The 26042-nt window shown below is 62.2% G+C and carries 24 protein-coding genes; 14 read left to right on the top strand and 10 right to left on the bottom strand.

Features of this window, described 5'->3' with window-relative positions:
- The first annotated feature begins 126 nt into the window (after positions 1 to 126).
- Positions 127 to 1077 (top strand): hypothetical protein, encoded by a 951-nt coding sequence (locus EEB13_RS25145; protein WP_045069691.1) that lies wholly within the window; start codon positions 127 to 129, stop codon positions 1075 to 1077.
- A gap of 115 nt (positions 1078 to 1192) precedes the next feature.
- Here the strand turns inward: EEB13_RS25145 and EEB13_RS25140 are convergent, their stop codons facing one another.
- A complete protein-coding gene (locus EEB13_RS25140; RefSeq protein WP_033232316.1) occupies positions 1193 to 2017 on the bottom strand; it encodes a crotonase/enoyl-CoA hydratase family protein in 825 nt (274 codons plus the stop codon).
- Positions 2018 to 2097: 80 nt separating this feature from the next.
- Here EEB13_RS25140 and EEB13_RS25135 point away from each other — a divergent pair, with 80 nt between their 5' ends.
- Together EEB13_RS25135 and EEB13_RS25130 are read left to right on the top strand one after the other, a co-directional pair.
- Positions 2098 to 3771 carry an acyl-CoA synthetase gene (locus EEB13_RS25135; protein ID WP_045068668.1) on the top strand — a complete coding sequence of 558 codons (1674 nt, stop codon included), beginning with the start codon at positions 2098 to 2100 and terminating at the stop codon, positions 3769 to 3771.
- The gene (locus tag EEB13_RS25130; RefSeq protein ID WP_033232313.1) at positions 3771 to 4886 is read left to right on the top strand and encodes an NAD(P)H-dependent flavin oxidoreductase; all 1116 of its coding nucleotides are present in this window, start codon (positions 3771 to 3773) and stop codon (positions 4884 to 4886) included. The genes EEB13_RS25135 and EEB13_RS25130 overlap by 1 nt, the downstream gene beginning before the upstream one ends.
- 67 nt (positions 4887 to 4953) lie before the next feature.
- On the opposite strand, the gene EEB13_RS31660 is transcribed toward EEB13_RS25130, so the two are convergent.
- The 6 genes from EEB13_RS31660 to EEB13_RS25105 all read right to left on the bottom strand — a co-directional run bounded on the left by EEB13_RS31660 (position 4954) and on the right by EEB13_RS25105 (position 11501).
- Positions 4954 to 5112, bottom strand: coding sequence for a hypothetical protein (locus tag EEB13_RS31660; protein WP_165826328.1), 159 nt, complete (start codon positions 5110 to 5112; stop codon positions 4954 to 4956).
- 72 nt (positions 5113 to 5184) lie between these two features.
- On the bottom strand, positions 5185 to 5922 hold the full coding sequence (locus EEB13_RS25125) for a FadR/GntR family transcriptional regulator (protein WP_141486504.1): 738 nt from the start codon (positions 5920 to 5922) through the stop codon (positions 5185 to 5187).
- 63 nt (positions 5923 to 5985) lie between these two features.
- On the bottom strand, positions 5986 to 6801 hold the full coding sequence (locus tag EEB13_RS25120) for an ABC transporter ATP-binding protein (protein WP_033232312.1): 816 nt from the start codon (positions 6799 to 6801) through the stop codon (positions 5986 to 5988).
- The gene (locus EEB13_RS25115) at positions 6798 to 8873 is read right to left on the bottom strand and encodes a dipeptide/oligopeptide/nickel ABC transporter permease/ATP-binding protein (RefSeq protein WP_033232614.1); all 2076 of its coding nucleotides are present in this window, start codon (positions 8871 to 8873) and stop codon (positions 6798 to 6800) included. Before EEB13_RS25115 ends, EEB13_RS25120 begins: the two co-directional genes overlap by 4 nt.
- A complete protein-coding gene (locus tag EEB13_RS25110) occupies positions 8873 to 9832 on the bottom strand; it encodes an ABC transporter permease (protein WP_033232310.1) in 960 nt (319 codons plus the stop codon). Before EEB13_RS25110 ends, EEB13_RS25115 begins: the two co-directional genes overlap by 1 nt.
- Before the next feature lie 43 nt (positions 9833 to 9875).
- Positions 9876 to 11501, bottom strand: a complete 1626-nt coding sequence (locus tag EEB13_RS25105) for an ABC transporter substrate-binding protein (RefSeq protein ID WP_141486503.1) — start codon at positions 11499 to 11501, stop codon at positions 9876 to 9878.
- A gap of 273 nt (positions 11502 to 11774) precedes the next feature.
- Between EEB13_RS25105 and EEB13_RS25100 the strand changes: the two genes are divergently transcribed.
- From EEB13_RS25100 to nagB, 9 genes are read left to right on the top strand one after another with little or no spacing between them, the layout of a single operon-like run.
- Complete coding sequence (locus tag EEB13_RS25100) at positions 11775 to 12824, top strand: Gfo/Idh/MocA family protein (RefSeq protein ID WP_141486502.1); 1050 nt, start codon at positions 11775 to 11777, stop codon at positions 12822 to 12824.
- Positions 12821 to 13816, top strand: a complete 996-nt coding sequence (locus EEB13_RS25095) for a Gfo/Idh/MocA family protein (protein WP_045068674.1) — start codon at positions 12821 to 12823, stop codon at positions 13814 to 13816. Before EEB13_RS25100 ends, EEB13_RS25095 begins: the two co-directional genes overlap by 4 nt.
- Complete coding sequence (locus tag EEB13_RS25090) at positions 13813 to 14865, top strand: Gfo/Idh/MocA family protein (protein ID WP_033232307.1); 1053 nt, start codon at positions 13813 to 13815, stop codon at positions 14863 to 14865. Before EEB13_RS25095 ends, EEB13_RS25090 begins: the two co-directional genes overlap by 4 nt.
- A gap of 58 nt (positions 14866 to 14923) precedes the next feature.
- Positions 14924 to 15853: a dihydrodipicolinate synthase family protein gene (locus tag EEB13_RS25085; protein ID WP_141486501.1), complete on the top strand. Its 930-nt coding sequence runs from the start codon at positions 14924 to 14926 to the stop codon at positions 15851 to 15853.
- Positions 15854 to 15855: 2 nt separating this feature from the next.
- The gene (locus tag EEB13_RS25080; protein WP_141486500.1) at positions 15856 to 16785 is read left to right on the top strand and encodes an ROK family protein; all 930 of its coding nucleotides are present in this window, start codon (positions 15856 to 15858) and stop codon (positions 16783 to 16785) included.
- Positions 16782 to 17489: an N-acetylmannosamine-6-phosphate 2-epimerase gene (locus EEB13_RS25075; protein ID WP_033232303.1), complete on the top strand. Its 708-nt coding sequence runs from the start codon at positions 16782 to 16784 to the stop codon at positions 17487 to 17489. The genes EEB13_RS25080 and EEB13_RS25075 overlap by 4 nt, the downstream gene beginning before the upstream one ends.
- The gene (locus EEB13_RS25070) at positions 17486 to 18148 is read left to right on the top strand and encodes an SGNH/GDSL hydrolase family protein (protein WP_095888271.1); all 663 of its coding nucleotides are present in this window, start codon (positions 17486 to 17488) and stop codon (positions 18146 to 18148) included. The genes EEB13_RS25075 and EEB13_RS25070 overlap by 4 nt, the downstream gene beginning before the upstream one ends.
- Entirely contained in the window at positions 18145 to 19314 is a 1170-nt protein-coding gene (locus tag EEB13_RS25065) for an N-acetylglucosamine-6-phosphate deacetylase (protein ID WP_261984644.1), read from the top strand. The genes EEB13_RS25070 and EEB13_RS25065 overlap by 4 nt, the downstream gene beginning before the upstream one ends.
- Before the next feature lie 14 nt (positions 19315 to 19328).
- On the top strand, positions 19329 to 20108 hold the full coding sequence (gene nagB / locus EEB13_RS25060; protein WP_033232300.1) for a glucosamine-6-phosphate deaminase: 780 nt from the start codon (positions 19329 to 19331) through the stop codon (positions 20106 to 20108).
- A 15-nt stretch (positions 20109 to 20123) separates the two neighbouring features.
- Here nagB and EEB13_RS25055 read toward each other — a convergent pair whose 3' ends face one another.
- The 3 genes from EEB13_RS25055 to EEB13_RS25045 all read right to left on the bottom strand — a co-directional run bounded on the left by EEB13_RS25055 (position 20124) and on the right by EEB13_RS25045 (position 24152).
- Entirely contained in the window at positions 20124 to 21758 is a 1635-nt protein-coding gene (locus tag EEB13_RS25055; RefSeq protein WP_141486499.1) for a long-chain-fatty-acid--CoA ligase, read from the bottom strand.
- Between the two features lie 76 nt (positions 21759 to 21834).
- Positions 21835 to 22956 carry an acyl-CoA dehydrogenase family protein gene (locus EEB13_RS25050; RefSeq protein WP_045068699.1) on the bottom strand — a complete coding sequence of 374 codons (1122 nt, stop codon included), beginning with the start codon at positions 22954 to 22956 and terminating at the stop codon, positions 21835 to 21837.
- A gap of 14 nt (positions 22957 to 22970) precedes the next feature.
- The gene (locus EEB13_RS25045) at positions 22971 to 24152 is read right to left on the bottom strand and encodes an acyl-CoA dehydrogenase family protein (protein ID WP_045068700.1); all 1182 of its coding nucleotides are present in this window, start codon (positions 24150 to 24152) and stop codon (positions 22971 to 22973) included.
- A 245-nt stretch (positions 24153 to 24397) separates the two neighbouring features.
- On the opposite strand from EEB13_RS25045, the gene EEB13_RS25040 reads away from it, so the two are divergent.
- Together EEB13_RS25040 and EEB13_RS25035 are read left to right on the top strand one after the other, a co-directional pair.
- Positions 24398 to 24589: a ferredoxin gene (locus EEB13_RS25040; RefSeq protein ID WP_033232296.1), complete on the top strand. Its 192-nt coding sequence runs from the start codon at positions 24398 to 24400 to the stop codon at positions 24587 to 24589.
- 111 nt (positions 24590 to 24700) lie between these two features.
- Positions 24701 to 25618, top strand: coding sequence for a 3-oxoacyl-ACP reductase (locus tag EEB13_RS25035; protein ID WP_045068701.1), 918 nt, complete (start codon positions 24701 to 24703; stop codon positions 25616 to 25618).
- Positions 25619 to 26042: the final 424 nt, after the last annotated feature.

Below are 26042 nucleotides of genomic sequence, written 5' to 3'. Positions count from 1 at the left end.
AACGTACCTTTCAGCGCATCTGAGGCGATCAACGCCACTTTCGCACCGCGAAAGTTATCCACAGGTGCCGGTAAAACCCCAGGTCGCCGTCGATGGTGAGGGTGACTTGTGCGTCATGCTGCACTCATGCGTCGAGGCGAGTGGGGGCGGGACCCCGATGAGATTTACCGAGCCAGCACGAGCGGAGTAATCCGAGTGTCGGAGTTGGCGAGACTACGAGTGTCGAACTCAGCCGTTCACGGCAGATGCCGAGCCGGCGGGCCGTGGCAACGGATACTTCCCGGGGTCATCATGCTCGGAAACGGGCAGCCGACCCCACGGCAGCGGGCGGTAGCCGCGCTGATGTTCAGTGGCGCCGACGCGATGCTCACGGGTCGGTCCGCATTGGCAGAGTACGGATATCGCAGCAATTCGGGTGACGTGCAGGTTCTGATACCGATCCATCGACGTGCGCAGTCGGTCGGATTTGTGGTGGCGGAGCGCACTATTCGGCTACCTGAACCAGAGACGCGGAGCGGCCTGCGTTGTGCGCCGCTTCCGCGTTCACTGCTCGACGCGGCCCGGCGATGTAGGGGCATCGGTCCTACTCGGGCGCTGATTGCGGAGGTCATTCAACGAGGTGATGCGTCGGTGCGTGAACTCGCCAAGGAACTCGATGCGGGAAGTTGTCGTGGGTCCGCCCTTCCTCGGGCAGTGTTGCGTGAGGTGAACGCCAATCTGCATTCCGTCCCGGAAATCGAGGCGCGCGAATTGTGGAAGCGAAGTGGTCTGCCCGACATGTTGTTCAACCAAGAGATACGCGACGCGGACGGAAAATTCATCGCGATTCCGGATGGATGGATCGACTCCGTCGCATTCGCGTGGGACATCGATTCGTTGGAGTGGCACTTGTCGCCGACGGACTACAAACGCACGGTCGAGCGTCGGACGCGGATGCAAAACGCCGGAATTATCGTGCTTCCCACGGTGCCGAGCGCGCTGCGCACCGACCCTGAACGTGTCATCGACGACCTCAAGAGACATTTTGCGCTTGCTTGCTCTCGTCCGCGACCACAAGTGTCCGCCGTCATGAACTGATCAGAATCAGCATAAGCGGGACGAAGTGGACCGAAACAGACCAAGCGAACGTACCTTTCGTCGCCTTGGATGCGCCGAAAGGTACGTTCGCTCGAAAAGGGGAGTGGGAGGAGCCTCAGACTCCCTTGAACTTGGGCGCCCGCTTCTCGCCGAAGGCTCGGGGGCCTTCCTTTGCGTCCGCGCTCATGAAGACCTTCATGCCCAGCTCCGCGTCGATGCGGAAGGCTTCTTCCTCGTGCATGCCCTCGGTGTCGCGGATGGTCTTGAGGATCGCCTGGACTGCGAGAGGTCCGTTGGCGGAGATGAGGTCGGCAAGTTCGAGTGCCTTGTCGAGAGCCTGACCGTCCGGGACGACGTGGCCGATGAGACCGATTTCCTTGGCTTCCGGGGCTTTGATGTGGCGTCCGGTGAGCAGAATATCCGCGGCGATGGTGTACGGAATCTGTCGGACCAGGCGCACTGCTGAACCGCCGAGCGGAAAGAGTCCCCACTTGGCTTCGGACACTCCGAATTTGGCGCTTTCGCCGGCAACACGGATGTCGGTGCCTTGCAGGATTTCGGTTCCGCCGGCGATGGCGGCGCCTTCGACGGCTGCGATGAGGGGCTTGGTGAGCCGTCGGCCTTTGAGGAGACCTTCGATTTTGGACATGTCGACGCCGCCGCCGGCAAAGGCGTCTCCCGGGGGTTTGGCGGACATGTTCTTGAGGTCGGCGCCGGCGCAGAAATCGCCCCCGGCTCCGGTGAGGACGGCGACGCGGATGTCTGGGTCGTTGTCGACCTGATCCCAGGCGTCGACCATGATCGCCATCATGTCGCCGGTGATGGCGTTCTTCCGCTCGGGGCGATTCATGGTGATGATCAGGACGTGACCGCGTTTCTCCACGAGGCAGTGCGGTGCAGTTTCCGAAGTGTCGGATTTTTCGGTCGTCGTAGAGGACACTGATGGCTCCTGGGGCGTCTGTGAGCTGGCTCTCAAATTGGGTCTTGCCAGAAAAGGTAACACGTTCTACTTTGAAGGGCGTGGCCCTTAACATCGCAGACTTCGTAGAGCACTCGATCGACCTCGTTCCGGACCGGGTTGCACTGGTCTCCGATGATCGGGAGGTGACGTACGCGCAACTCGAGGACCGCGCCAACAGGCTCGGTCACTACCTGCGCGAACATGGCGTGAAGCCGGGTGACAAGGTCGGCATCTACTGCCGCAATGTCATCGAGGCAATCGAGGCCATGGTCGCGATCTTCAAGATCCGGGCGGTGATGGTCAACATCAACTACCGCTACGTCGAGAACGAGTTGCAATACATCTTCGACAATTCGGACATGGTTGCGCTGGTCGCCGAGCGTCGATACGCAGACAAGATCAAGAACGTTCTCCCGAACGCGCCCCTCGTCAAGTCGGTTGTCGTCATCGAAGACGGCACCGACGGCGACTACTCGTCGTTCGGCATCGAGTACGAAGCCGCACTGGCGCAGAGTTCGGGCGAGCGCGATTTCGAGGATCGCAGCAACGACGACATCTTCATGCTCTACACCGGCGGCACGACGGGTAGCCCGAAGGGCGTCATGTGGCGCCACGAAGACTGGTGGCGCGTGCTCGGTGGTGGCATCAACTTCGTCACCGGAGTTGCGGTCGAGGACGAGTACGAGATGGCGAAGGTCGGCGCCGCCAACCCGAGCATGGTTCGCTATCCGATTCCTCCGATGATCCACGGCGGCTCGCAGTCGGCGGTGTTCCACAGTCTCTTCGGCGGCGGAACCTGTTTGATGCACCCTGAGTTCGACGCCCACGAGGTGTGGCAGAACATCGACAAGCACAAGGTCAACCTCATCTTCATCACCGGCGACGCGATGGCTCGACCGATGCTCGACGCGTTGATAGCCGGAAACCCGGAAACGGGTGAGCCTTACGATCTTTCGTCGCTGTACGTCATGGCAAGCAGCGCGGCGCTCTTCTCGCCGAGCATTCAGGAGCAGTTCCTGGAGCTGCTGCCCAACCGTCTGCTCACGGACTCCATCGGAGCGTCGGAGACCGGCTTCGGCGGCTTGGCGGTTCTCTCCAAGGGGCAGAAGCACACTGGCGGTCCGACGGTCAAGATCGACGCCTCCACAACGGTTCTCGGCGACGACGGCAACGAGGTCGAACCGGGATCGGGTCAGCGCGGCATGCTTGCGCGCAGGGGCAACATCCCGCTCGGTTACTACAAGGACGAGGTCAAGACGGCCGAGACGTTCCGCACCATCAATGGTGTTCGGTACTCGATTCCCGGCGACTACGCGCAGGTCGAAGCCGACGGCACGGTCACGATGCTCGGACGTGGTTCGGTATCCATCAACAGCGGCGGCGAGAAGGTGTACCCGGAAGAGGTCGAAGGCGCGTTGAAGGCGCACCCCGACATCTTCGACGTGCTGGTGGTCGGTGTCCCGGACGAGCGTTTCGGGCAACGAGTTGCCGCGGTGGTTCAGGTTCGTGAAGGTACGTCTCCGACGCTGCACGACATCGCCACAGCAGCACGCAAAGAGATTGCCGGATACAAGGTTCCGCGCAGCGTGTGGTTTGTCGACCAGATCAAGCGCAACCCGGCAGGCAAGCCGGACTACCGGTGGGCGAAGGCCGAAACAGAATCCCGTGAGGCCGACGACCACAACGGCAACGGTGCTCCCGAGGCAAACAGTGCAGAGAGCGTGGAAGCCTGATGCGATCCGATCTTGCCGACAAGTTCGGTATCGAATACCCGATCTTCGGATTCACGCCGTCGGAGCACGTAGCGGCTGCGATCTCTCGCGCCGGTGGACTCGGAGTCCTGGGTTGCGTGCGATTCAACGATCCCGAAGAACTCGAAGCTGCCCTGACCTGGATGGACGAGAACACCGACGGTAAGCCGTACGGCGTCGACATCGTCATGCCCGCAAAGGTTCCCACCGAGGGCGGCGCGATCGATCTCGACAAGTTGATCCCGGCCGAGCACCGCGCGTTTGTCGATCGCACCCTCGACGAGCTCGGTGTGCCGCCGTTGTCCGACGACGTCGAACATGCCACTGGTGTGTTGGGCTGGCTGCACTCCGTTGCCCGCTCGCACGTCGATGTTGCTCTGGGGCATCGAATTGCCTTGATCGCCAATGCTCTTGGTTCACCGCCGAAAGATGTCATCGATCAGGCTCATGCAAAGGGGGTCCCGGTCGCGGCGCTGGCCGGTGCTGTCGAACATGCCCGTCGTCATGTGGAGAACGGCGTCGACATCGTGATCGCCCAGGGCTACGAAGCCGGCGGGCATACCGGTGAGATCGCCTCCATGGTGCTGGTTCCCGAAATCGTCGACGCCCTCGGTGACTCTGCGGCCGTGTTGGCTGCCGGCGGAATCGGAAGCGGTCGACAGGTGGCTGCAGCTCTTGCGCTCGGTGCGTCCGGAGTGTGGATGGGTTCGTACTGGCTCACCACGTCGGAGTACAAACTGGGCAGCGCGTCAGGGGAGGGGCCGTCGGCAATTCAACGTGCATTGCTGAAAGCGACGTCGGCGGACACCGTTCGGTCCCGGATCTATTCGGGCAAGCCGGCGCGGTTGCTCAAGACGAAGTGGACCGAAGCGTGGTCGAAGCCCGGCGCACCCGACGCGTTGCCGATGCCGTTGCAGAATCTTCTGGTCAGTGATGCGCACCAACGTATTTCGGCGTCGGAGAATCCTGACGTCGTCGCAATGCCGGTCGGTCAGATCGTGGGGCGGATGAACGAGATCCGTCCGGTCGCCGAGGTTATGGCGGAGTTGGTTTCCGGATTCGAAGATGCGCGTGCGCGTCTCGACTCCATGAAATAGCAGCTCCATGAAATAGCAGACAGAGCAAAAGGCTCTCGGCCACAGTGGCCGAGAGCCTTTTGTTGTTTCAGCCCGCCAAGTCGTCCGGTCCGACGTTGTCGGCCAGCCATTCTCCGCGACTGAGCACGCCGCCGTCGTCTCGACGACGGGCGATCACGAAAATGACCAGGGCAGCGGCGGCGACCAACGCGAGGATGCGCGATGGCGTCAGGTTCGGATTCTTCATACTTGTAATTTTGCCGCAAGATCTGTCGGCATGGGAGATACCGTGTCGAAGATCAATGCTGCCTTGAATGTCCTAGGTCGATGTGTTCGCGTGCAGGTTTCCGATCCGCTGTCGTAGACCACCGAAATGCACGTCGAGAGTGTGCGCAGCTTCGATGGCATCGCCGGTACGAATAGCGTCGAGAATTGCGCGATGCTTCGACGCTATATCGACGAGCGGTGTATCCGAATGCCCGATTGCCTGCTGGATTTCGCTGTACACCTGCCAGAAGACATCCATCAATTGTGCAAGCACCTGATTGTCGAGCGGTGAATACAACCGGCTGTGGAAAGTCGCATCGATATCGGAGAAATTCTTTCCGGCTGCTGCGCGGACTTCCATCCCTGTGACGAGTTCGTCGAGAGCGTCGTGGTCCTCGGTGGTCATCTCTGCCATTGCGGCGCCGATCAGACCGGTTTCGAGAGCCTGACGGATATCGACCAATTCCATCGCTTCGTGGCCGGTGCCCTGAAGTGACAATCTGCCCCGGAACGTCAGGCCGTCGGCCAGAGCGTCGAAGTTACTCGGAGCGACGAACATTCCGAAACCGTGCCGGATTTCGACGACGCCCAAGGCCTGCAGAACCTTGAGAGCCTCGCGCAGAGTGTTCCTGCCGATTCCCAGTTCTTCGGAGAGTTCCGCCTCGGTGGGCATCGGATCACCGGGGGAGAGCCGACGATCCAGGATCAGGTTCATGATGTCTGATTGAAGTGCGCGCATGCGGTTCTGCGCGCTGAAACGAGCACGCGGTGTGCCACTCCGAACAGACATCGATTCCCCTTTTCCGAATTGAACGTCCTTCATCCTATGTCCGCTTGTCGACTCCATCGGGTATCACGCATCCACGGTGCGTTGCAGCAGGCTTGGGGCCGCGCCGAGCAGTTTTGCGGTGTAGGCGTCTGACGGGTTGTCGAACACTTCCTGCGCTGTTCCCTGTTCAACGATCCGCCCGGCATTCATCACGACAATGCTGTCGGAGACGTAGCGAACGGTCTGGATATCGTGCGAGATGAAGACCATTCCCAGCCCGAGTCGTGCCTTGATGTCGCTGAGCAAATTCAGGATCTGCGCGCGCACCGACACGTCGAGCGCGGATGTCGGCTCGTCGGCGACGATCACGTCCGGTTCGAGTGCCAGAGCACGGGCGATGGCAACGCGCTGGCGCTGTCCGCCCGAGATCTGACTCGGGATGACTTCGAGCGCGGATTGGGGAAGCCCGACCAGTCCGACCAGTTCGCGGACCCGAGCAGAGCGGGTGGAACGATTCCCGATGCCGTGTACGTCGAGTGGATCGGTGAGGATGTCGGCCACCGTCATTCGCGCATTGAGCGCGGTGGCCGGGTCCTGGAACACGATGGAGATAGCGCGCCCGAATTCCTTGCGGACCGACGCCGATCGGGTCAGAGCACTCTGTCCACGAAAGACGACGTCGCCCGACGTCGGCTTCTGCAGTCCGACCATGACCTTCGCGAGCGTCGACTTGCCGCAACCGGACTCGCCCACGATGCCGATCGTCGTCCCTCGTCGCACGGCGATACTGACATCGTTGACGGCGTGCACGGTTCCGGGTTTGAACAACGATCCCGAACGAGTCTTGTGGACGACGTGAATGTTCTTCAGTTCCAGGATGGGTGTTTCGGCTGTGGTCATCGCACGCTCTCCAATTCCGATTCTGCGGATACGGGTGCCGCGGACTGGTTGGCGAACCAGTGCTCGGTCCCGCCGATCCGAACCATCTCGGGCTTTCGGTGGGGATCGGAATCCGGACGCAGGGAACGTTCGGCAAAACGGTCACCGGTGGCGAAGCTGCCGGGCGACGGCACGGTTCCCTGGATCTGGTGGAGCCGCGGAGCCTCGTCCTCGATGGAGAGAACGGCGCCGAGGAGGCCCTGGGTGTATTCGTGACGCGGATCGATGAGCAGATCGCTGGTGGGCGCAGACTCGACGACCTGACCGGCGTACATCACCGTGATCTTGTGGGCGAGCGAAGCAACGAGTGCAAGATCGTGGCTCACGAAAACCATCGCAAAGCCGAGCTTTTCCCGCAGATCGTTGAGCAGGTCCACAACCTGAGCCTGGACGGTGACGTCGAGAGCAGTGGTGGGCTCGTCGGCGACGATCAGGCGCGGGCTACGCGTGAGCGACATCGCGATGAGGACGCGCTGGCGTTGACCACCCGACAACTCGTGCGGGTAGCTGGCAAGCGTGCGAACCGGGTCGAGTCCGACAAGTTCGAGAAGTTCCTCGGCGGTACGTGTTCCGCCTCTTTTGGTGAGCTGCTTGAACTGGGCGCGGATCAACATTGCCGGGTTCAGGGAGCTGAGTGCGTCCTGGTAGATCATGGCCATGTCGTGTCCGCGAAGCTTGTTTCGTTCCCGGTTGTTCAGTTCGAGGACGTTGACGCCGTCGAAGAGGATCTCACCGGTCACCACTGCGGTCTTGGGCAGCAGGCCCATGATCGCCAGTGACGTCAGCGACTTGCCACAGCCTGATTCGCCGACCAGAGCCATCGTCTCGTTCGGACGGACCGTGAAGCTGACGTTGTCGACGATTGCGGTGTCGCCGTAGCGTTCCGGGAAACGGATCGTCAGATTGCGTACCTCGAGCAGTGGAGCGGCGTCGCCTTCGTAGACAAGACGATCGGTGCGTGTCCGTTCGGTTTCCGCCAGGATTTTCAGGTGCGTTTCGAGTGGCGTCGGCGCGACGACCGGTTTCAGCGCCTTGGTGACAATGACACTCGAGTCGGCGAAGTCATCACTGACAACCAGTGATTCGGCGTCTCGCGCGGCCTCTTCTTCCAGGATGAGCTCGTTGGACGTTTCCTCCGCAGCGGCGGTGCTGGCTGATTCGAGAGCTGTCTTCTTGGTCTTCTTCAGGCTCGGATCAGCCATCGCGTCGGTGAGACCCTCGGCGAGGACGTTCAGGGAGAGCACGGTCAGAAGAATCAGCAGACCGGGGAACACCGTTGCCCACCAACCACCGAGCAGGACCATGTTCTTGCCGTCGGCGATTACCGATCCCCACGACGGGTCCGGTGGTCGCACGCCCGCGCCGATGAACGACAGGCTGGCTTCGAGCACGATGGCGTCGGCAACCATGACCGTGCAGAACACGAGAACAGGGGCAGCGCAGTTGGTGACGACGTGCTTGACGACGATGTGGGAAGTGCTTGCCCCGATGACTTTTTCAGCGGCGACGTAATCCTCGCCGTACTGGGCGAGCACGTTGGCGCGAACGACACGCGCAACCATCGGGGTGTAGAGGAAGGCGATGGTGACGATGAGGACGGGGATCGAACCGCCGAACGCTGCAACGAGGACGGCTGCGAGCGCGATGCCCGGGAACGCCATGACGACGTCGAGCACACGCATGATGGTCTCGTCGACGGACTTTCGGCTGGTTGCGGCCACCGAACCGATGAGGGCGCCGGCGCACAGTGCCAGGAAGGTGGACCCGAGGCCGATAGTCAGTGACCAGCGTCCGCCGTAAAGCAAGCGGCTGAACAGATCTCGGCCGAGACTGTCCTGGCCGAACCAGTGTTCCGCGCTGGGGCCGGACGTACCCACAGCTTGTTCGAGCGGGCTGTACTGCGTGATGAGCGGTGCGAACAGGCAGGCGAGGACGATGATCGCGAGGACGGCCATCGAGAGCCAGGCGGAGAGGGGAAACCGTGAAAAGGTGATACCGGGACGCGAAAGCTTCTCGGTGAGTTTTCTTCTCATCATGCTGCGCTCCGAAGTCGTGGATTGACAAGCAGGTAGAGGATGTCGACCGCGAGGTTGACGACGACGAAACCGACTGCGATGACGATGACAACACCCTGGACAACTGCGGGGTCGCCGTTGGTGACGCCGTTGATCATGAGCTGACCCATGCCGGGAAGGCCGAAGATCTGCTCGATGACAACGGCGCCACCCAAGAGATACCCGACGCGCAGACCCAGAACGGTGAGCGGGTTGATCAGCGCGTTACGCAACACGTTTCGCCCGATCACCACGGGGTAGGGCAGGCCGCTTCCGATGGCCGTGCGGACGTAATCCTTGTCCAATTCCTCGACCATGGACGTGCGGATGATGCGGGTGAGTTGAGCCGCGACGGGGAGTGACAGAGACAAGGCGGGGAGCGCCATGTACCACAGCCAGTCCGTGACCGAGTCGGCCGGATTGACGTAGCCGCCGGTGGGGAACCACCCGAGTTTGACAGCTAGATACTGAATCATGAGCAGCGCCAACCAGAATGACGGTGCGGCGACGCCGGCGAGTGAAACCACCCGGATGACCTGATCTGGCCAACGATCACGGAACAGGGCGCTGGTGACACCGAAGATCAGTGAGAGCACGATGGCGATCACCAGGCCCAGAACAGTGAGTTGAATCGTCAGCGGCAGTGCCGTGGAGATCGAATCCAGTACCGGGGTACCGGAAATCAGGCTGTCACCCATGTTCCCACTGAGGAGATCGGTGACGAAGTGGACGTACTGCAGCGGCAGTGGGTCGAGCAGTCCGTTCTCTTCCTTGAACTGCTGCAACTGTTCTGCCGTCGGGTTACCACCGTTGAACGCCGCCGTTGCGGGATCGGTGGGCGCGAACTGCATCACGATGAAAACAAACGCGATGATGCCGAGGATCAGGGGGATCAGTATCAGTAATCGCCTGATCAGCATGGGGAGGACTCTGGCCATCGGGGGATCTCTCAGTTGACGGGAAATTGCCGCGCGCGGGCGATCAGGCCGGCTTTGCCGCAAGCAGGTTGACGCCGGGGTACGGCAGCGGGGTGACGTCGGTGATCTTCTGCGGATCCCACGCGGTCACCAGTTCCTGATGCAGAACCGGGTAGTAGACCGCGTTTTCGGCGATCTGGTTCAGGTACGACTGCACGAGGGTGCTGCGCTTGGCGGGGTCCGTCTCGCGAGTTGCCTCGTCCATCGTGGCGTAGATCTTCTGAGCCTGCGGCGTATCGTCCCACTTGGCGTACGTCTTGGTCCACAGGCCGCCCTTGCTGTACGTGTAGCGAACGAGAAGGTCGACGTCGGATCCGAAAGCCTGCGGGTTGGACGTGCCGGCCGCGATCTGGAACTTCTGGCCACTGTTGAGCTTGCTGACCATCGCACTGGTGTCCTGCGGCTCGAGCGTGGTGTTGAATCCGACTGCGTCCCAGGACTCTTTGATCGTTGGGAGGCAATCGGCGAGCCAGCTGACGTTGGTGGAGAGCAACGTGAGGTCGAGTCCGCTGACGCCGGCGGCAGCGAGGAGCGAGCGTGCCTTGTCCGGATCGTACGAGTAGACGGTGGACGCGCGCGAGTAGTCGGGATTGCGCTCGTACAGGTAGCTCGTGGCCGGAGCGGCCTTGCCGCCCAGGGCGATCTCGATCATCTTCGGAGTGTTGAGCGCGTAGAACATCGCCTGGCGAACGCGGACGTCGTCGAACGGTGCCTGCGTCGTGTCGAAGAGCAGGTACATCAGGTTCATGCCCGGATTGCCCTCGACGGTACGTCCACCGGACGTCAGCGTCGGGACGTTCGCAACGGGGATGTTGTCGGCGAGCTGAGCGCCGGCATTGTTGCCCGACACTCGTGCGATACGCGAGGACGTGTCGACGATGGACAGCCAGTTCATGGTCGAGAAGTTGGCCGGACGCGGGCCGTTGTACGCGGGGAAGGCCTCGAATGCCGTGTTGCTCTTGGGAGTATGGCTGGTCACCTTGTACGGACCGGAGCCGACCACGAGCGCGCCGGACTTGGCTTCGTCCCAGTGACCGTCGAAGACATGCTTGGGCATGATCTTGGCAATCGAAAGGCGTTGAGCGGCAGCGCTGAACGGGTAGTTGAAGTTGAGCGTCACGGTCTGATCGTCGACCTTGGTGACGGACTGCAACCAGGAAGAGAAGAAGGCGCGGATCAGCACGTTCTGCTGGGGATCGAGAATGCGCTCGAAGCTGAAGACAACGTCGTCCGAGGTGACCGGGGTGCCGTCGTGCCAGGTGGCGCCGTCGCGGATCTGCATGGTCCAGCTCGACGCGGTGGCGTCGGTGGGAACAGTCTTCGCCAGCGCGGCATACGTCTCACCGGTGGCCGGATCGTTCTCGAGCAGGCCTTCGTACACGTGGTTGACCGCGGCCATCAGGAAGCCGGATGCGGTCTGCATCGGATCGAAACTCTGGTCGTTTCCGTAACCGATGGCAGTGGTGAGGTCGCCCGTGGACGAGGAGCCGCCCACGACCGAGGTCGACGAGGGGCCGCCGCCGCACGCTGCGAGTGTTGCGGTGATACCTGCAGCTGCTCCGAGCAGGCCGGTGTACCGGAACAGGTCCCGGCGGGTGATGGCGGAGCTCAGCGGTCGTTGGTTCTTCAAGGCGGCCTCCAAGGCGGGGAGCGGGACATCTCGGGTGGGATAGGGGATGTCCTATGTTCGACGTCCGATGTTGCGTAACCTACATTGTGGATCAGAACGCGTCTAGAGAGTCGTGAGAACTCGCGGGGAGAAATTTCGTATTTCGGCGAGTTTCATTCACCATTTAGTGCTCTCACCTGCATAGATGAAGACTGTGTTACCGACCTCGAATTGACGGTCGATCACACTGGCCGTATAACATAGGACATCCCTTATCCAATCTTTGGAGACTTCATGACCCGATACAAAGTCGGCGTGGTCGGTTGCGGATTCTTCGGTAGTTCACTCGCACGCGAGTTTGCTGCCCATCCACGTTTCGAACTCACGATGCTCTGCGACCGAGATATAGCGCGGGCGACGGAAGCCGCGGGAGAATTCGGTGCGACCCCCACCAACGATCACGGTGCGGTGGCGGCTGACGCGACGATCGACCTTGTTGTAGTCGCGACGCCCAATCACACCCATGCGGAACCGGCACTTGCCGCACTGACACAGGGCAAGGCAGTGTTCGTGGAGAAGCCACTCGCAGTCGAGCTCTCCGAAGCTCGCGGCATGATCGAGTGCGCCGACACCAACGGTTCGACGCTCATGGTCGGACACATCATGCGGATGATGCCGGGTGTGCGAGCCCTGGCCGCGTCGGTCCGGTCCGGAGACATCGGTGACGTCAATGCCATCGAGACATCGAGGTCCCGGTGGATAGACACCGCCGGCGCGGACCCACAGTGGTGGAAGCTCGACAAGAGTCAGACCGGCGGCGAACTCACTCACGAGATTCACGAACTGGATTTGATGTGCTGGCTCGGCGGTGACGTCGACGGCGTGTCGAGCACCGCGACACCGGACGACGGATTCCGGACGACGGTCGTGAAGTTCGCCAACGGCGCGGTAGGCACCCACACGATCTCGACCCGCTCGCACACGTCGTCGTGGGATCTGACGGTCAACGGATCGGACGGCGCGCTTCGGGCGGATTTCCGTACCGGAGTTGTGCAGCGCTTCACCGGAGGTCAGGTTGTCGAATCCTGGCCCATCTTCGACGACGCGGACGAGAATCAGTCCTTGATCGACTCGGCAACCAAGACGCAGAAGTACAACTCCGGCGGCGGGGCGTCGTCGGTGTGGATGCAGGCCGCGATCCGCCACGAAATCGACGAGATCGCACGGGTTCTCGATTCCGGCGCCGAATCGCCCCTCACGGCGGACACCGACCGAGCGCTGGTCGTGGCGCAGCAGGTGCGTCTCGGACAAGCCGAGCCCGCGGACATTCGAGCTGCGCGATGAGCGTCCGCGTTGCCGTGATCGGCAGCGGCGGAATCGCGCGGGACCACGTACGTTCGCTCGCCGGCCTGCCGACAGTGGAGGTCGCCTACGTAGTCGGTAGTGACTTGAACCGGGCTGCATCGGTGGCTGCCCTCGCACCGGGCGCGCAGGCGAGCACCGACCTGGACCGAGTTCTGGCAGATCCGTCGATCACGGCTGTCAACGTCGTCGGGGCAACTCCGGATCATGCGCCGGTGACGATTGCAGCAGGCCGTGCGGGAAAGCATGTCCACGTGGAGAAGCCGGCCGCGCTGAGCGTCGCCGACTTCGACGCCATGGTTGCAGCGACCGAAGGCAACGGTACGTCGTTGATGGTCGGTCAGACCGTGCGGTTCCAGCCGTCGATCACCTCGATCGGCGCTTCCGTCGCGCAGGGCGCTATCGGGGATCCCCGCTTGATCCATTTGAGTTGGTACACCGGCCACGTCTGGCCGGGCGGCTGGCGCGGGTGGCAACACGACAAGGAACGCTCCGGTGGGCATCCCGTTCACAACGGAACGCACGCACTCGATCTGGTGACCTGGCTGATCGACCGCAAGCCGATTCGCGTGTTCGCTCGCAGCTTTCCGACGTTTGCCGCCGGCATGCCCGTTCATGACAGCTTCCATCTGACCGTCCGCTTCGAGGACGGTTCCTTGGCGTTGATCGAGTTGGCGTACGCGCTGCCACAATCGGGAAAGATGGTGCGTCGCATCGTCGTCTCGGGCACGCAGGGCACTCTCGCGCACGACACGGGCGATGATCCGGGGCTCATGTCCGACACCACCAACGCGCCGCCGTCGTCGATCGAAGACGCCATGACGCATCAGATGCGCCACTGGATCGGCACTCTTGACGGTTCTCAGACGCCGTTGGTCAAGAACTGGCAGGTGCGCGCGGCGCTCGCCACAGCCGTCGCCGCGCAACAATCGCTTGATACCGGGCGCGCCGTTGCAATCGGAGGGCAGCAATGACCAGCACTGGTTCGATCCGTGTCGGATTCATCAGCGGCGTAAGGCATGCCGGGTCCTACGCGGACTTGTTGCGAGCCGACCCCCGCGTGCACCTGGTCGGTGTCGCCGACGAATCATCGGTGCCCGACTGGATCCGCGAAGACGGAATGAAGATGGCCGCTGCCGCCGACATCGCGTGGATCGACGACCTCGGTGAGCTTCTCGACCCCGACCGGATCGATCTGGCAGTGATCTGCAGCGAACCGACTCGGCATGCGAGGCTCGCTATAGCTGCCTTGAACGCGGGACTTGATGTCCTCGTGGACAAGCCGGTGGGAATCGACGAGACAGAAGCCGCGGCGGTTCAGGAAGCAGCTGAGGCAAACGGGCGCATCTGCACCGTAGTAAACCGCACGCATTCACCCGCCCTGCGGAGACTGCGCCGCTGGATCGACGCGGGAAACCTCGGACTTCCACGCCACGTGGACATCGAGTTCCTCGCCAGCGGAACACATTTTGCGACATCCGTGGAACGGCCGGAGTTAGTTGTCGACCCGGCACTGTCCGGCGGGGGAGAAGTTGTGAACTTCCTTGGATACGCCGCCGACTACCTCCGTTACCTCACCGGACTCGACGTCACCGAGGTGTACGCGGAGACAAGCACGTTGTACGGCGGCGCACACGAGAAGTTCGGTGTGGAAGACACCGCGCTCATTTCACTCGCGCTGGCACACGGCGTCACTGCGACCGTCACAGTCGGAAGAATCCCCGCAGCACCAGGTTTCGGTGCCAATACCGCAACGGTTCGAGTCCTCGGATCGCACGGTTACGCCAGTTCGGACGACGACAAACCAGCGCTCATGCAGTTCGGTGCTTCCGGTGATGTCACCGCACTACCCATCGGGGGTTTCGGATCCGACAATGCGGTGTCGAGCTTCCTCGCTCACCTACTCGATCGACTGCCGAACCGGATCAACCCCGATTACTCGGTTGCCGACGCTCGCGCATCGATGCGCGTGATCGACGCCGCCTACCGGTCCGCCGCGTGCGGGCAGCCGGTTTCCGTGTGATCAACCTTCAAGTGTTTTGCCCCGCAATTTAATCCGATAATCAACGTACGGAGACCCCATGAGCACGGACACCACGACCTTCAGCGGAATTGTTCCTCCGATCGTCACACCCTTGACCATTGACGGTGACGTCGACACGAAGTCGCTCGAGCGCCTCCTGTCGATGCAGATCGAGGCGGGCGTCGACGGCCTGTTCATCCTCGGTTCCTCGGGCGAGGTCGGCTACCTGACCGACGCTCAGCGCGCCCAGGTTGTGCAGACGGCCATCGGACATGTCGGCGGCCAGTTGCCGGTGTTGGTCGGTGTCAACGACATGACGACGAACCGCGTCATCGCCGTTGCCGAGCAGGCACGTGAGGCCGGTGCAGACGCCATCGTCGCGACAGCTCCCTTCTACGCGATCACCAACGCCGAAGAGACGGCCACGCACTTCCGCTCCATCCATGCGGCAGTGGACCTTCCGCTGTTTGCCTACGACGTTCCGGTCCGTGTTCACAGCAAGCTTTCCACCGCAATGCTGGTCGAGCTCGGCCGCGAAGGTGTCATTGCCGGTGTCAAGGATTCGAGCGGCGACGACGTCAGCTTCCGCATGCTGCTGCGTCAGTCCGTCGGTCTGGAGAACTTTGCCGTCTTCACCGGCCACGAGGTTGTAGTCGACGGCTGCCTGCTCATGGGTGCATCAGGTGCGGTGCCCGGCCTGGCAAACGTCGATCCCCACGGCTACGTCCGGTTGTGGCGCGCCGCGCAGGCCGGCGACTGGGCTGCCGCCAAGGTCGAGCAGGACCGGCTCACGGATCTCTTCTCCATCGTCGACGCGCCGACGCCGGGCCGCGTCAGTGCAGGTGCTGCCGGATTGGGCGCCTTCAAGACTGCACTGGCTCTGCGCGGTGTCATCTCGGGCAACACGATGTGCGCTCCGATGCTGTCTCTCGACGAGTCCGAGGCCGCAACCATCAAGGTCATTCTCGAACGCGCCGGACTGATCTGACGATGACGCACGGGCAGGAGCGTTGGATCGGTGTCGACATCGGGGGCACCAAAGTAGCTGCAGCCGTGGTTACCTCTTCAGGTGAAGTACTGGAATCCGTTCGCGCAGCAACACCGGCGGCGGGCCGAGATGCGGTGCTCGACACTACAGCTGCACTGATCGACCAGTTACGCGTCACACACACCGTTGACGGAATCGGTGTTGGTGCACCGGGAATCGTCGATCGGTCCAGTGGTCGAGTGGTGTTCGCTTCCGACATCCTGCCCGGGTGGATGGGCGCAGAGGTGCGCAGTGAGCTCGAAGCGCGTACGTCGCTGCCGGTGACCGTGGACAACGACGTGCGAGTTATGGCACACGGGGAGAACATGATCGGTGCCGGCCACGGTCGGAGTTCCGTGTTGTTCGTCTCGATCGGCACCGGCATCGGTGGCGCGCTGTCCATCGGCGGTCAACTCCGTCATGGCGCTCACGGCACGGCAGGCGAACTGGCACATCTGCTCGTTCCCGCGGCCGGGGCCATCGGCTGTGGCTGCGGCCGCACCGATCACCTCGAAGCGGTTGCCTCCGGACCCGCCATGGCTGCCGAGTATGCCGCCAGGGCTGGTGTTCCCGTGCAGCCTCTGCAGAAGGTGGTTGCACTGATGCACTCGGGTGACCCGATTGCCCGCGCAGTGATCACCGATGCGGGTGAACTACTCGGCCGGGTTCTGGCCGGAGTGGCAACGGCCTTCGATCCCGAGGTGATCGTGATCGGCGGCGGCGCCGCTCAGATCGGAGCAGATCTGCTGTCGCCCTTGATGTCGGCATTCCGCGTCGAAGCGATGAAGCCGATCGCCGAGACCGCCATTCTCCCGGCACGGTTGGGCACCGACGCACCATTGGTGGGCGCCGGACTGCTTGCCGCCGCAACACGAACAGAGGTATCACGATGACACTCGACGAGTTACTGAAGATCATCAGCGGAAAGCTGGTCGTCTCGTGCCAGGCTGGCCATGGGCACGCGCTGCGTGACACGGCAACAATCGAGCGGATGGCCAGGGCTGCCGTCGACGGCGGCGCTGCCGCGATTCGCTGCGGCGGAGTGGGCGGAACACCCGACGTCGCCGCTGTCGCCGCTGCTGTGACGGTGCCGGTGATCGGTCTGACGAAGATCGGATCCTCCGGGGTGTTCATCACTCCGACACGAGAATCAGCGTTGGACGTTGTCGACGCCGGTGCGCAAATCGTTGCAGCCGACGCGACATTGCGCCAACGCCCGGACGGATTGACATTCGCGGATACCGTCGAGGCAGTCCATGCGCGAGGCGCTCTGGTGATGGCTGATTGTGGAACGCTCGAAGATGGCATTGCGGCCGCAGAGGCCGGTGCCGACATCATCTCGAGTACCCTTGCCGGTTACACCGAGAACAGTCGACGGCTCAGTGGTCCCGATCTGGAGCTGATCTCGGAACTGAGGAACGCACTTCCCGATGCAGTGCTGATCGCGGAAGGTCGCTACCACAGCCCGGAGCATGCAGCGCAGGCGATTGCGCTTGGTGCGGATTCGGTAGTGGTGGGTACCGCGATCACCGATCCAGCCTTCATTACCGCGACGTTCGCCAAGGCGATCGCGGGCGCTCGGAGCGATGGTCGATGACGGCTGAGCGTCGCAGAGTCGAAGCACTGCTGAAAGATTCGTCCACACCGATCCGGTGGGTGTTCACCGGCGACAGCATCACGCAGGGTTTGGCTCACACAAACGGGCAGCGCAGCTACGTCGAACACTTTGCGGAACGCATCCGTGGCGAGATGTCGTTGTTCAATCACATTGTGATCAACACCGGCGTGAGCGGTAACCGCTCGTCCGACGTCCGTGACGGATTTGCCCATCGCATCGAGATCTTCGAGCCGTCGGTGGTGCTGATCATGCTCGGCACCAACGACGCTCTCGGCGGCGGCGTCGATCTCGAACGATTCCGGGAAGACCTGTCCGACATCATCTTCCGCTCACGTGCGCTCGGTGCCGTTCCGATTCTGCAGACGCCGCCGCCCATCGACGTCCCGAACGCGCCGACGCGATCCGCGCTGATCGACTACGTCGAGATGACCCGCCAGGTTGCCGCGTCGACGCGCGCGATCTTCATCGATCACTACGAGCAGTGGTTCGCGGATTCACCTGAGGGTCCGCCGCCGTCACTCTTGGCTGATGCGTTCCATCCGAACGAGAACGGGCACTATGTGCTCGCGGACGCGGTACTTCGCGAGTTGGGGATCGCCGACATGGACAGTTCTGTTGCAACACAGGTGATGTCGTGATCCTGCGTGGAAAGCTGATCACCGGAGGCCGCATGCTGGCCGACGGAGTTGTCGAGACGTCCGGTGATCGAGTGGTGTGGGCCGGGCCTGCGTCGGAGCGGACGGACCAACTCCCGGAACCTGCTGATCCGGGCACGACGATCATTCCCGGTCTCGTGGACGTGCACTGCCATGGGGCCGGCGGATTCGGTTTCCCGGAAGCCGATCGCGACGGTTCCACCGCAGCGGCGGATCACCACCGACACAACGGAACAACCTCGGTGATCGGGTCGTTGGTGTCGGCGCCGCCGAATGTCTTGCATCGCCGCATCGAATTGCTGGCGTCGCTTGTGGAGCGCGGCACGCTCGCCGGAATCCATCTGGAAGGTCCGTTCCTGTCGGTACTGCGTTGTGGTGCACAGGATCCTGCAAGCATTCTCGATGGCGATCCAGCCCTGCTCGAGTCGCTGTTGGCTGCCGGGCGCGGTCACATCCGTTCGATGACCATCGCACCCGAGACCGCGCATTTTGCCGAACTGTCGACCATGCTGACCGAGAACGGCGTAGTGGTCAGCATCGGTCACACCGACGCGTCCAATCCCACCGCCACCCGCTCGATCGCGCATTCCGCTCAGGCACCGCTCAGTGCCACACACCTTTTCAACGGAATGGCGCCTATGCACCACCGTGAGCCTGGCACAGTGGCTGCCTGCCTGGCGGCCGCAGCCCGTGGCCAGATGGTGGTCGAGTTGGTCGGCGACGGTGTCCATCTGGCCGATGAAACTGTCTCCACGGTGTTCGATCTTGTCGGCCCACATCAGATTGCTCTGGTCTCCGACGCCATGGCGGCAGCAGGTATGCCGGATGGGCGGTACCCGCTCGGTCCACTCGACGTGGACGTTGTCGACGGAGTGGCCCGACTTGCCGGACAAGGCGACACTGCTATAGCCGGCGGTACCAGCAGACTGATGGACATCGTGCGGCGGACGGTGCTCGATGCCGGCGTTGATCTGCTCTCGGCGGTCACCGCCGCAACTGCAACTCCCGCTGCGCTGTTGGGACTGACCGGGATTGTCGGCGACCTCGTCCCGGGATGCCGCGCCGATCTTGTCGTTACCGACAAAAAACTTTTGCCCCGAGCAGTCATGGCTTCGGGAAACTGGCTTACGAACACCATGGAAAGCTGAGGGGAAGAACTCCGATGGAAATTGTCATCGTCAACGACGCGGATACAGCCGGCACGGTTGTCGCCGATATCTTCGACCACGCAGTACGCTCCGGCGCACGAACTTTGGGCTTGGCAACTGGATCGTCGCCGCTCTCCGTCTACCGCGAACTTGCGAGGCGCCACCGCGAGGAAGGCTTGAGTTTTGCCGGCCTGCAGGCTTTTCTGCTCGACGAGTACGTCGGCCTCCCGGATGGACACCCCGAGTCCTATGCGCAGGTAATCCGGACCGAGCTGGTCAATCACCTTGACCTCGACAGTGCTCGCGTGTTCAGTCCGAACGGAACTACCGGAGACCCGTTCGGCGCCGCCGCGGCCTACGATCGCGCGATCGCCGCCAACGGTCCGGTGGATGTACAACTCCTCGGCATCGGGGCAAACGGCCACATCGGATTCAACGAGCCGACGTCGTCGCTGACCTCACGCACACGGGTGAAAACGTTGACCGAACAGACCCGGATAGACAACGCACGATTCTTCGAGAGCCTCGACGACGTTCCGCGCCACGTCATCACCCAGGGTCTCGGAACGATCTGCGACGCAGGGCATCTTGTGATGATCGCAACCGGAGAACACAAGGCAGACGCGATCGCCGCAGCGGTCGAAGGACCCCTCGCCGCGGTCTGTCCCGCATCGGTTCTTCAATTGCACCCACACGCAACAGTTGTCGTCGACGAAGCCGCGGCGTCGAAGCTTCAGCTCACCGAGTTCTACAAGACGGTGTCAGCGCACAAGCCGCTCGCGCAACACTACTGAGCCGACGTCGCACCTTCACTGTGCTCCGACCGTGACTTTCTCGAGAGTGAGCGCCCGCTCCGGTGTGAGCAACTGGAATTCGGCCTCACCGCGTTGACGGATCCAGACCGGATCGCTGGTATTCCAGCGCTCCGCGCTCTGGGTGCGGGTGACAACTTTGAAGGTTGCGGTCCGGGGAAATTCGCTGCAGACCCGGATGAGTGTGGGCTTCTGCTTCGGACCCAGCTCAGGACGTGAATCTATGTATGCGGCAACCGCTTCGGGATCGAAGTTGCTGACATCACCTACCGGGATGACCGACGCCATCACTCGGTCGCCGACATCGCTGTCCGGGACTGCGTAGACGGACACCTGCGCAAAGCCGGGGTAGGCGGTCAGCGCGCGTTCGATGGGGGCGGCGCCGATGTTCTCGCCGTCGACGCGCAGCCACCCGGAACTGCGGCCCGCGAAGTAGACGTATCCGTCGGCGTCGGCGTACGCGAGGTCGCCGGTCCAGTACTGACCGTTGCGCATACGTTCGGCGTCGGCTTCGGGGTTCTTGTAGTACCCGGCGAAGGCTCCCGGACCGGTCACGTTGACCATTTCGCCGGTTGCCTCGTCTGCGTTGACGATCCGGCCATCTGCGTCGAATTCTGCAGGCGGGCAGGGAGCTCCGGTTTCGGGGTGAAGAATCTTCACGCCTTCGGGGAGCAGTCCCAGAGTGCCGGCGCGGGGGACAGGTGCTGCGCCGATGGACACTCCACCCTCGGTGGAACCGAAACCGTCGATGACGCGCGCGCCGAAGCGACGGACAAACGTGGCGACTGCGGGAGCGGCACCCTCGTTGCCGTACATGATCTTCAGAGTGTTGTCGTGATCGTCGGGCTGCTCGGGTGTCGCGGCGATGAAGGAAAGCGGTTTGCCGACGTAGTTGGAGTAGGTGATGCCGTACTTGCGGACGTCAGGGAGGAATCCCGAAGCGGAGAACTTGCGACGCATGGCAATTGCGCACTTGCGGTGCAACGCGATTGCCCACGCTGCCATGATCGCGTTGGAATGGAACATCGGCATTGCCATGTAGATGACATCGCTCGGCCCGAGTTCGAATCGATCGCCGAGCATGATCGCGGGATCTGCGATCTTGGAGTGCGTGCAACGAACAGCCTTGGGATCGCCGCTGGTCCCAGAGGTGAAGATGAGCATCATCAGGTCGTCGGGAGAGACTGCGCAGGCGTTGTGCGGGGAACGGGCGAAGGGCGCCAACAGTTCCGCCCACTCCGGCGAGTCGACGTTGATTACCCGAACGTCGCCGAGGTCGACCCCGTCGAGAAGGTGCGCCTGACTGTTCTCGGTGAAGATGATCTGGCAGTCGGCCAATGCGATATCTCGAGCCAGCGCCGGCCCCCGCCTTGTTGTGTTGAGTCCGGCCAGCACCGTGCCGGAGAAGGCCGCGGCGCCCAACATCAGTGAGAACTCCGGAATGTTCTCCATCAACAAACCGAAGTGTCGTGGACGCTCGTGGTCGAGCACAGCATCGAGCATCGCGGCGCGGTCGAACGAGGCCTGGATATGCTCGCGCCAGGTGATGACCTGGTCCTCGAATCGGATGCCGTACGAGTCGATCTCACTGACTTCGAGGAGCAGATCTGAAACGGTGGGGCTCTCACTCATAATTGCATCATTACCGATTCGTCGAGGACCAGGTCCGGGTATTCCGCTTGGTGGGACTCCGCTTAATGAGACAAGCTCATGCGGGCTCGTCAGCGAGTTCCTTACCGAGACTGCGCAGCAGATCGGTGGTGTTGCCGAGCAGGAATTCGTGACGCTTGGCAGCGAGGAAGTACCGGTGGATCGGGTGATCCTCGTCCAATCCGACGCCGCCGTGGACGTGGACGGCGGTGTGTGCGACGCGATGGCCGGCGTCGGCTGCCCAGAACTTCGCGGTCTTGACGGACTCGCTGGCAGGGAGAGATTCGCTCAGCTGCCAGGCCGCTGCCCAGAGAGTCAGACGCACTCCCTTGACGTCGATGTACCCGTCGGCCAGTCGTTGAGCCACAGCCTGGAAGCTGCCGATCGGGCGACCGAACTGGACTCGCTCGCGCGCGTATTCCGCGGTCAATTTCAGGGCCTGATCGAGTACACCGTATTGGTATGCGCTGGAACCGAGTCGGGCACGTTCGACGATCCATTCGCTGATCTCGGAGCCCCGAGCCACCGAGCCGAGCACCCGGTCGTCCGGTAGTTGGACCGCATCGAGATCGACCTGGCCTGCGCTGCCGAAGTCGACTATCGACTGCCTTGTGACACTGACACCGACGTCGCCCGGCTGCACCAGGAACACGACAACACCGTCGTCGGTGCTTGCGGGGACCAGGAAGAGGTCGGCTATCGGTGCGCTGTCGACCACGATCTTCGTGCCGGTCAGCTCCCAACCGGTTTCCGTTCGGTTCGCACGCGTGAACGGGAGAGCCGGATTGTCGCCCCATTCTTCGGACAGCGCTGCTGTCAGGATCTTCTCGCCGCGTGCTGCGGGCGCAGCCCAGTCGGCGCGCTGGGTGTCGTCGCCGAATTCCGCGATCGCGGCGGCGGACGACACGATGGACGTCAGATACGGCACCGGCGCAACAGCCCGGCCCAATTCGACAAGAATGCTGCACTGCTCGAGCACACCAAATCCGTCTCCGCCCACCGATTCCGGCAAGGCTGCGCTGAGAACGCCGGACGATGCGAGCGCCGCCCACAGTGTGCGGTCGGTGCGGTCCTGCGCTGCGTCGAGTTCACGGAGGCGGTCGTTGGTGACCAGTTCGGTGACAATTCCGCGGGTGAGGCCGGCCAGATCGTTCTGGGCCTCGGTGAAGGTGAAATCCATGTCGCGAGGTGTCCTTATCGCTTTGAGGGCGGCAAGCCCAGGGCCGTCATACCGATGATGTCGCGCTGCACTTCGTTTGTGCCGCCGCCGAACGTCAGGATCAACGAGGAACGGTGCATCCGTTCGATTCGTCCACGTAGGACCGCGCCGGGGGAGTTCTGCCGGATGACGGCCGACGTTCCGAGGATTTCCATCAGCAATCGGTAAGCCTCGGTGGCGAATTCGGTGCCGAACACCTTATTGGCCGACGCCGCTTCCGGGCCAGGAGCGTGATCGGTGGTCGACGCGATTTCCCAGTTCATCAGTTTCAGGTACTCGGCCTTGGCATGAACCCGCGCCAGGTTGATCTGCACCCATTCCTGATCGATCATGCGTCGGCCGTCGGGAAGCTTGGTGTTCTGGGCCCACTCGCGGACCTCGCGCTGCGCCGTCAGAATCGGACCGGCCGAGGTAAGCGCAACACGTTCGTGATTGAGCTGATTGGTGATCAGGCCCCAGCCGCCGTGTTCCTCACCGACGATCGACGACGCCGGAACACGCACATCCTGGTAGTAGGTGGCGCTGGTGTCCGGTCCGGCCATGGTGTGCACCGGCGTGTAGGAGAATCCTTCGGCGGTGGTGGGGACGATCAGCATGCTGATTCCCTTGTGCTTCTTGGCTTCCGGATCGGTGCGGCAGGCGAGCCAGATGTAGTCCGCGTACTGGATGAGGCTTGTCCACATCTTCTGGCCGTTGATGATGTAGTCGTCGCCGTCCTTGACGGCGGATGTGCGCAGCGATGCCAGGTCGGTTCCGGCTCCGGGCTCGGAATACCCGATGGCAAAATGCAGTTCGCCGCGCGAGATCTTCGGCAAGAAGAACGCCTTCTGCTCCTCGGTGCCGAAATGCATGATTGTCGGGGCCACGGAGTTGATGGTCAGGAAGGGCACCGGCGCTCCGGCGATCGCAGCTTCGTCGGTGAAGATCAGCTGGTCCATGGCGGATCGTTCCTGCCCGCCGTACTCCTTGGGCCAGCCGAGCGTGAGCCAGCCGTCCTGGCCCATCTGTGCCACAACTTCGCGGTAGACGTTTCCTTCGCCGTACTCGCCGGTGGTGGCTGCGAGGGCTTCCCGGCGTGCCGGGGTCATCAGTTGAGCAAAGTACGCGCGCAACTCCTCCTGAAGCGCTTGTTGCTCAGGTGTGTAGGTGATGTGCATGGTTGCCTCTCGAAGTAGAGATACAAATCGACTATCTGGCACAGGTTCTATAGGCAGGTTCTCCGGGCGTGGCACGCACGTGGGCGAATCCAGGCACTCGTTTCTGCTACTTTTCCGAATCATTGCACACGAGGTGGAACAGGTTCTAGTGTTATGGCAGGAACGGTGCGGAGCGCAGCCCTGCGATGCCCGTTTCTCCACTAGTCTGTGGCGCCCAAATGTGTGAGTAGAGAAGAGGAATACCCATGGAGGTCAGGGTTGATCTGGACCGTTGTGAGGCCAACGGAGTCTGCGTCGGTATCGCCCCCGATATTTTCGACCTCGACGACAACGAGGAGTTGGTGATCAGTTCGGCGCGTCCACCGGAGGATCGCTGGGAGGATGTTCGTTCCGCGATCGCCCAGTGCCCACGCGCCGCATTGACGGAACATCCGTGAGGGCTATTGCCCAAAACAGGAACACGTTCTAAAGTTGCGAAGTCGTGAGGCCCGACAGGCTCCGCCGAGACGGTCGGGTTCACGATCGCACAGAACTGGGAGAACGCGTCGATGAATGCTGTGAAGAGCGAGGACACCAGTCTCGAAGGCAAGGTCGCCATCGTGACCGGTGCCGGATCGGGACTCGGAAAGTTCGAGGCCATCGCCCTGGCGAAAGCCGGCGCGTCGGTGGTTGTCAACGATCTGGCGCCGAACGAGGCCGTCGAAGCAACTCTCGACGAGATTCGTAGCCTGGGCGCCAAGGTCGAATTTGTTGCCGGCAATGTCGGCGAACGTTCCACGGCGGACGCGCTCATGGAGAAGGCGCAAGGCCAGTTCGGCAGTGTCGACATCGTAGTCAACAACGCCGGAGTCGTCCGCGATCGGATGCTGTTCAACATGTCCGACGAAGACTGGGATCTGGTACTCGAAGTCCATCTGCGTGGACATTTTCTGTTGTGCCGCAACGCCGCTGCGTATTGGCGCACCAAGTCGAAGGAAGCCGGCGCGCCGGTATACGGGCGCATCGTCAATACGTCGTCCGAAGCGGGATTGCTGGGGCCGGAAGGTCAGCCGAATTACGGTGCCGCCAAAGCGGGCATCACGGCGCTGACTCTCTCCGCCGCTCGCGGGTTGTCTCGATACGGGGTGCGCGCCAATGCCATCTGCCCACGGGCACGGACGTCGATGACCGAGGGTGTTTTCGGTGACGCGCCGGACGAGGGCATCGATCCGCTCTCACCCGAGCATGTGGCCTCGTTGGTGTCGTATCTGGCATCGCCGGCAGCAGACGCAGTCAACGGTCAGGTCTTTATCGTCTACGGCCCCATGGTCGCGCTGATGGCGGCGCCCGTGGTGGAGCGGCGGTTCGACGCCGACGGGGCGGCCTGGTCGCCCGAGTCGTTGTCCGTCGCGATCGGTGATTACTTTGCCGACCGGGATCCCGCCACGATGTTCTCGGCTTCTGCAGCTCTTCGGGAGTTGGGCTGACGCGAGTTGCTGCCGGCTTGCCCACGACACGAAACTCAAATTCACAGATATCGCCGTTGTCGTCGTGTTTTTTGGTAGAAAGAGCATGGTCACATGTCCGAATGACTGATTTGTCGCGAATACGAGACTGTCGGTCTTCAAAAAAGTGGACTGTGTTCTAATTTCGCGCGTCATGGGCAGGGTGGTAGAACCCGCGAACGGAGCGCGCGTTTTCTGATTGTTGACGGCATCGCCGATGTTGATCATCCACCAAAAGTATTAACTTGCATGATATTTCGATCATTTGTCCGCAAATGGCGGACAGTATGAGGTGTGTTCGATGCAGGGTTTCCCGGTCGTGAAATTTGGCTATTCCCGGTGATATGCGCCCGTTTTTGACAGGTGAACACGTTCTAGTTAATATGACCTGAGTCACAAGCTGTCG

The sequence above is a fragment of the Rhodococcus sp. WS3 genome (assembly GCF_003797085.1).
In the GTDB taxonomy this organism is placed as follows: Bacteria; Actinomycetota; Actinomycetes; order Mycobacteriales; family Mycobacteriaceae; genus Rhodococcus_F; species Rhodococcus_F globerula.
This window is presented reverse-complemented; position numbering and strand designations above follow the sequence as displayed.

Bases quoted from the DNA above. Each gene is read 5' to 3' on its own strand.
- EEB13_RS25145 (WP_045069691.1), top strand. From the start codon at position 127: ATGCGTCGAGGCGAGTGGGGGCGGGACCCCGATGAGATTTACCGAGCC.
- EEB13_RS25040 (WP_033232296.1), top strand. From the start codon at position 24,398: ATGGAGGTCAGGGTTGATCTGGACCGTTGTGAGGCCAACGGAGTCTGC.
- EEB13_RS25090 (WP_033232307.1), top strand. From the start codon at position 13,813: ATGACCAGCACTGGTTCGATCCGTGTCGGATTCATCAGCGGCGTAAGG.
- EEB13_RS25100 (WP_141486502.1), top strand. From the start codon at position 11,775: ATGACCCGATACAAAGTCGGCGTGGTCGGTTGCGGATTCTTCGGTAGT.
- EEB13_RS25085 (WP_141486501.1), top strand. From the start codon at position 14,924: ATGAGCACGGACACCACGACCTTCAGCGGAATTGTTCCTCCGATCGTC.
- EEB13_RS25075 (WP_033232303.1), top strand. From the start codon at position 16,782: ATGACACTCGACGAGTTACTGAAGATCATCAGCGGAAAGCTGGTCGTC.
- EEB13_RS25125 (WP_141486504.1), bottom strand. From the start codon at position 5,922: ATGTCTGTTCGGAGTGGCACACCGCGTGCTCGTTTCAGCGCGCAGAAC.
- EEB13_RS25045 (WP_045068700.1), bottom strand. From the start codon at position 24,152: ATGCACATCACCTACACACCTGAGCAACAAGCGCTTCAGGAGGAGTTG.
- EEB13_RS31660 (WP_165826328.1), bottom strand. From the start codon at position 5,112: ATGAAGAATCCGAACCTGACGCCATCGCGCATCCTCGCGTTGGTCGCC.
- EEB13_RS25130 (WP_033232313.1), top strand. From the start codon at position 3,771: ATGCGATCCGATCTTGCCGACAAGTTCGGTATCGAATACCCGATCTTC.
- EEB13_RS25035 (WP_045068701.1), top strand. From the start codon at position 24,701: ATGAATGCTGTGAAGAGCGAGGACACCAGTCTCGAAGGCAAGGTCGCC.
- EEB13_RS25070 (WP_095888271.1), top strand. From the start codon at position 17,486: ATGACGGCTGAGCGTCGCAGAGTCGAAGCACTGCTGAAAGATTCGTCC.
- EEB13_RS25050 (WP_045068699.1), bottom strand. From the start codon at position 22,956: ATGGATTTCACCTTCACCGAGGCCCAGAACGATCTGGCCGGCCTCACC.
- nagB (WP_033232300.1), top strand. From the start codon at position 19,329: ATGGAAATTGTCATCGTCAACGACGCGGATACAGCCGGCACGGTTGTC.
- EEB13_RS25110 (WP_033232310.1), bottom strand. From the start codon at position 9,832: ATGGCCAGAGTCCTCCCCATGCTGATCAGGCGATTACTGATACTGATC.
- EEB13_RS25095 (WP_045068674.1), top strand. From the start codon at position 12,821: ATGAGCGTCCGCGTTGCCGTGATCGGCAGCGGCGGAATCGCGCGGGAC.
- EEB13_RS25055 (WP_141486499.1), bottom strand. From the start codon at position 21,758: ATGAGTGAGAGCCCCACCGTTTCAGATCTGCTCCTCGAAGTCAGTGAG.
- EEB13_RS25120 (WP_033232312.1), bottom strand. From the start codon at position 6,801: ATGACCACAGCCGAAACACCCATCCTGGAACTGAAGAACATTCACGTC.
- EEB13_RS25115 (WP_033232614.1), bottom strand. From the start codon at position 8,873: ATGAGAAGAAAACTCACCGAGAAGCTTTCGCGTCCCGGTATCACCTTT.
- EEB13_RS25080 (WP_141486500.1), top strand. From the start codon at position 15,856: ATGACGCACGGGCAGGAGCGTTGGATCGGTGTCGACATCGGGGGCACC.